The sequence below is a fragment of the Commensalibacter sp. A3DC genome, from assembly GCF_047307945.1.
In the GTDB taxonomy this organism is placed as follows: domain Bacteria; phylum Pseudomonadota; class Alphaproteobacteria; order Acetobacterales; family Acetobacteraceae; genus Commensalibacter; species Commensalibacter melissae.
Window position 1 is genome coordinate 1 of the sequence record NZ_JAXOQA010000094.1, and the last position, 4982, is coordinate 4982.

7 protein-coding genes and 1 pseudogene are annotated in these 4982 nt (G+C 35.3%); 4 read left to right on the forward strand and 4 right to left on the reverse strand.

Annotated elements, in window-relative coordinates; translation table 11 throughout:
• Both U0839_RS08395 and U0839_RS08400 read right to left on the reverse strand, forming a co-directional pair.
• On the reverse strand, positions 1-97 hold a 97-nt coding region (locus U0839_RS08395; protein ID WP_413550469.1), incomplete at its 3' end, for a type II toxin-antitoxin system YoeB family toxin.
• Positions 63-335, reverse strand: coding sequence for a type II toxin-antitoxin system RelB/DinJ family antitoxin (locus U0839_RS08400; protein WP_370533583.1), 273 nt, complete (start codon positions 333-335; stop codon positions 63-65). The genes U0839_RS08400 and U0839_RS08395, both read right to left, overlap by 35 nt.
• A 383-nt stretch (positions 336-718) precedes the next feature.
• Here U0839_RS08400 and U0839_RS08405 point away from each other — a divergent pair.
• Together U0839_RS08405 and U0839_RS08410 are read left to right on the forward strand one after the other, a co-directional pair.
• A pseudogene (locus tag U0839_RS08405) lies at positions 719-863 on the forward strand (DDE-type integrase/transposase/recombinase); the annotation flags it as partial.
• A gap of 9 nt (positions 864-872) precedes the next feature.
• Entirely contained in the window at positions 873-992 is a 120-nt protein-coding gene (locus tag U0839_RS08410) for a hypothetical protein (protein ID WP_408869346.1), read from the forward strand.
• A 325-nt stretch (positions 993-1317) separates the two neighbouring features.
• Here the strand turns inward: U0839_RS08410 and U0839_RS08415 are convergent, their stop codons facing one another.
• Positions 1318-2232 (reverse strand): bifunctional enoyl-CoA hydratase/phosphate acetyltransferase, encoded by a 915-nt coding sequence (locus U0839_RS08415; protein ID WP_155565105.1) that lies wholly within the window; start codon positions 2230-2232, stop codon positions 1318-1320.
• Between the two features lie 3 nt (positions 2233-2235).
• Positions 2236-2757 carry a DUF721 domain-containing protein gene (locus tag U0839_RS08420; RefSeq protein ID WP_155565106.1) on the reverse strand — a complete coding sequence of 174 codons (522 nt, stop codon included), beginning with the start codon at positions 2755-2757 and terminating at the stop codon, positions 2236-2238.
• Between the two features lie 3 nt (positions 2758-2760).
• Between U0839_RS08420 and mutY the strand changes: the two genes are divergently transcribed.
• The gene (gene mutY, locus U0839_RS08425) at positions 2761-3822 is read left to right on the forward strand and encodes an A/G-specific adenine glycosylase (protein ID WP_155565107.1); all 1062 of its coding nucleotides are present in this window, start codon (positions 2761-2763) and stop codon (positions 3820-3822) included.
• Between the two features lie 25 nt (positions 3823-3847).
• Complete coding sequence (hemH, locus tag U0839_RS08430; RefSeq protein WP_155565108.1) at positions 3848-4849, forward strand: ferrochelatase; 1002 nt, start codon at positions 3848-3850, stop codon at positions 4847-4849.
• Positions 4850-4982: the final 133 nt, after the last annotated feature.

The following is a 4982-nucleotide window of genomic DNA, read 5'->3' on the forward strand; positions in this document are numbered from 1 at the left end:
CTTTTAAAAGCTCATTAATTTTTTTAGTGATTTTCTTATCTTGAGTTTGCCAATCAATATATTCATTCCAACTTTGTGTCGTAAAAGCAAAATTTATTTTTCATAGCCTGTAAACCTTTTAATGATTTTTGAATAAGCTTACCTTTATTTAATTGTTGCATTGAATCCATCAAAGCTATTTTATTATGTGTCATATAAAATGGATCTAACTCAGGTTTAAAAGGTAATCTATGATTATGAACTATTTGCTTTAAAAACACTCTGACCGCTGTTGTAAAATCCATCCCTAAATCTTGTGCGATTTGTTGGGTTTGGTTTCTAAAATCATCATCTATTTAAATTTGTAAATTAGCCATTTTTATGTGCATGATAATTTCTTTTAAAGAACGTCTACTTAATTAAAAATAGGATTTAGTTTATAAACTATTTAATTAAACGAGTTTACGTAAATTCTTCATATCGTATAAGTTTTTAGATAACTCTCACTTACTATTTAATTGAGTATTGGTTGTTCCATAGACTTTTTTATCTTCACGTTTTCCCACGGCAATAACTAAAATTACTATTTCTGGTTATGTCGCAAATTTAGAGTATGGATTTTAATCTGTTATAGATATGAATTAAATATTCATGTTTAAGAACGATTTATGTCTATTGAATTAATAAGGAAGTTTATATTAAGATCTAAAGATGATTTTAAAGACCGTCATTTTAATAGGTTGATGAGACTTATATTAAAGTAAAAGGTCAGTGAAAGTATCTATACAGAGCTATTGATAAAGATGGCACTGCGATTGACTTTTTGCTAACTGCCAAGAGAATATATCAAAGCAGCTCAGCGTTTCTTTAGAAAAGCCTTTAAAGAAGATGGTCTGTTCGCTCCAACCCATATAGGCACAGATAAAGCATTAACTTTTCCAAAAACCATACAAATCATGAAGAATAAGAATATACTCCCTGATCACTGCTTTCATGAAACAAAGAAATCCTGACAACAGGGAATAGAAAATGATCATTTCAGATTAAAGAGGGTTATCCTAAAAAATGGGTTTTTCAGTCTTTCCATACGGCAAGAAAAACGCTCAGAGGATATGAGGCCATTCTCTGGATAAAAAAAGAATTGGGCTTTAAAGGAAAATGGATAATCAATGAACAAATAAATTTCATTCAAAATATGTTCGGATTAAATAATAAGATACCTGTCTAAGTCAGATCACTTTACGGATATCTACACCTTAAAATATTATTGGCGATAAAAATCTCTTGAATTAGGGATTATATTAGAAGGCAGCGATAAAACTGCCTTAGGAATTTTGATTAATGAGTTAAACTATGATGATAGGATAATTTTGCCATAGCACAGGAAACAAGACGACTATCCAAACTGCTGGCACGACTGGTTAAAATGATTGGGGCCTTCGCACCTAGTACTATTCCAGCACTGTCTGCCTGTCCAATGAATGATAGAGATTTGAAAAAAATGTTTCCTGCCTCTAGATTGGGAACAACCAGAATTTGGGCTTTTCCAGTTACGGGTGTATCAAGACCTTTCATCGCCGCTGCCTCAGGGCTGATGGCATTATCTAATGCAAGCGGTCCATCAAGAATACCATTAACAATTTGTTTTCGATCTGCCATTTTGCACAAGGCTGCGGCTTCAAGAGTAGAACTAATATCTGGATTTACCATTTCTATGGCTGAAAGAATTGCAACCTTGGGAACGCCATATCCTAAAGCATGATGCAGATCTATGGCATTTTGAATAATATGCATTTTAGTGACAAGATCCGGGGCAATATTAATGGCGGCATCTGTAATCATGTAAGGGGTATGCCAATTGGGACCATCCATTAGGAAAACATGGGTAATGCGTTTACCTGTTCTTAAACCGGCCTCTTTATTGATTACAGCTTTCAAGAGAATGTCCGTATGCAGACTGCCTTTCATCAATAAATGCGCTTTTTGCTCGCGAATTAATTTTACACTATGTGTGGCGGCCTCAGATTCTGAAGATGCCTCAATAATTTGATGGTTTTTCAGATCCAATCTATATTGTTCGGCGATAAGCTTGATTTGTTTTTTGGGACCAATAAAAATTGGGGTGAGTAAACCAAGTTTAAAGGCTTCAAGTCCTGATTCGATAGCGGTTGCTTCGCATGGATAACATACAGCACAATAAGGTGGGGATTTATCCTTTGCTTTTTCAATAATTTTTTGATGATGGTTATACATGGATCAATTTTTTCCTTTCTTTTTTATTTGTATGTGCCCCCCCAATCGTGACAGTGCGTTTTGCAGGGGACCAGGCGGTAATATCGGAATTTCTACAGGTTCCACCAAAGATGAATGATTTATAGATTTTGTCAAAGGGTAAGTGTTGTATCGTTGGTAAACAAATTTTAAACGAGCCACAATTTTCTGGCCAAAATAAAGATTGATTTTTTCAATAAGACGTTCAGAAAAATATTGAAGTTCGGTTGCTGTTGTATTAGAACATGCAATGGTTAACGTCCCGTTGGCTAAGTGACGTGGAGATGTTCTATTGCCGTATATAGGGCCGATAATATCGACCCAATTAATGCTGATCTGACTGTGGGCAAGGGATTTTTGGCGAAAAGCCTGTTTCGTAAGGCTATGAACAGTACCGCCAATTTGACTCATTGTAAAGGTGCGCCTGTCAGGATGTCGAGAATTCTGTTCTTTTGAAGTTTGTGATAAATTGCGTTTTTTTTGGTTTTGTTTGGGAATATTTGTCATTTTATGTCAAAACAGGGTTTTTGTGCGCAGTCATTATTAGAATGGTATGATCATAATCGGCGAGATCTTCCTTGGCGAGCAAAAAAAGATGAAAAACCAAATCCTTATTATGTGCTGTTAAGTGAAATTATGCTTCAGCAAACACAAGTTGCAACGGTTATTCCATATTTTTACCGTTTTATAGAACATTTTCCAACTATTAATATTCTGGCAGATGCAGATCGTGATACGGTCATGTCACTATGGACTGGACTGGGATATTATAGTCGAGCCAGGAATTTGCACCGTTGTGCTCAGGAAATTATGCGTAAAAATGGCGAGGTTCCTGATACGGTCAAGGAACTAAAGGCTTTATCAGGTGTTGGAAATTACACAGCGGCAGCGATAGCGTCAATTGCCTATAATGTTCCTGTAGTGCCAATTGATGGTAATGTCGAACGTCTGACAGCACGTTTATTTACTATTGACGCAGAGTTACCAAAAGCAAAAAAATATCTTGATGAAAAAGCTGGTCATTTAAATGATGATCTTATAGCTAAACAAAGAGCCGGTGATTTTTCCCAAGCGTTATTTGATGTGGGAGCAACAATTTGCAAACCAAAAAAACCTTCCTGTTTATCATGCCCTTTGTCTAGACAATGTTTGGGATATAAAAAGGGAATAGCTGAAACATTGCCAAGAAAGGTTGTAAAATCTTCAAGACCTGTAAGATATGGAATTGCTTTTTTTATTCAGGATCGGGAAGGCAGGATTTTATTTAGGAAACGTCCAGCAAAGGGATTGCTGGGCGGAACCTTGGAATTGCCAGGCACTCAATGGGATTTAAAGCCAATATCACTGGATAATGCAAAAGAAAGCGTTGGGGTGAAAGGATTATTTGAGGACAAAGGTTGCATTAAACATGTTTTTACACATTTTGTGCTTAAATTAAGACTTTATAAAAGAATAGAAAAAATTGATTTATCGTTTAGAAATCGAGATGAGTTATGGTATGATTTCGATGACATACAATTTCTTCCATTTTCTTCATTGATGAAAAAACTTGTTCAACTGGGCTTTGATTGATACATAAATACAGGTGGTTTTAAATATGCAAACTGTCGTAAGCCCGAAAAAAATTGGGATTTTATTGGTTAATCTGGGAACACCGGAAGCAGCGTCTTATGGCGCAATACGACGTTATTTATCAGAGTTTCTCTCGGATCGACGTGTTATAGAAATGAATCCTTTGATTTGGCAACCTATTTTACAGGGGATCATTCTAACAGTTCGACCATTCCGGATTGTAAAACCTTACCGAATGATTTGGGATAACCAAGAAAATAAAAGTCCATTAAGTGTGATTACAGAACGTCAAATTCAAAAGTTGCAATCACGGTTCAAGAACAAACCTGTATTAATTGATTGGGCAATGTCATATGGAAAACCATCCATTGAGCAAAAAATCAGTCATTTCTTAAAAAAACAATTTTATCATTTATTTCTCTTGCCCTTATACCCGCAATACAGTGCGACAACCACGGCAAGTGTCAATGATAAGCTATTTAGAATTTTGCAGAAATATCGCAAACAACCTGCAATACGCACGATGTTTTCGTTTGCGGATCATCCGGTTTATATTCAAGCTTTATATAAACAAATTGAAACGACCTTAAACTCATTATCCGAACAACCCGAACGTATAATTTTATCTTTTCATGGTCTGCCGCAAACCTATGTCGATAGAGGAGACCCCTATGAACAGGAATGTCAAAAGACCGCCACGGCATTGCGAAAAATGATGAATAAAGATGAGCGATATATGCCGTTGGTTTATCAGTCTCGTTTTGGGCCCGGCAAGTGGCTAGAACCTAATATCACTGATGTTATTAAAAAACTTGTCACGGAAGGTGTAAGAAATATAGCGGTTATGGCGCCTGGTTTTATAACAGATTGTCTTGAGACAATTGAAGAAATCGGTCATCAATATAAAGCTTTATTTTTAAAAGAAGGAGGTAAAAAATTCATTTATATTCCCTGTCTAAACGATGAGGAAATAGGAATTGATATGCTTGAGGGCTTGATTAATGAAGAATTGCGGGGGTGGATTTAAATATCTGATTATTTTGATGAAATATTGAAATAAATGATTTTAGCTTAAGGAATGAGAAAGATTATGCAAAATATATATAGAATACACAATAAATTTTATTATTTGTTTATTATAGGTTTCAGTTTTATTTTAC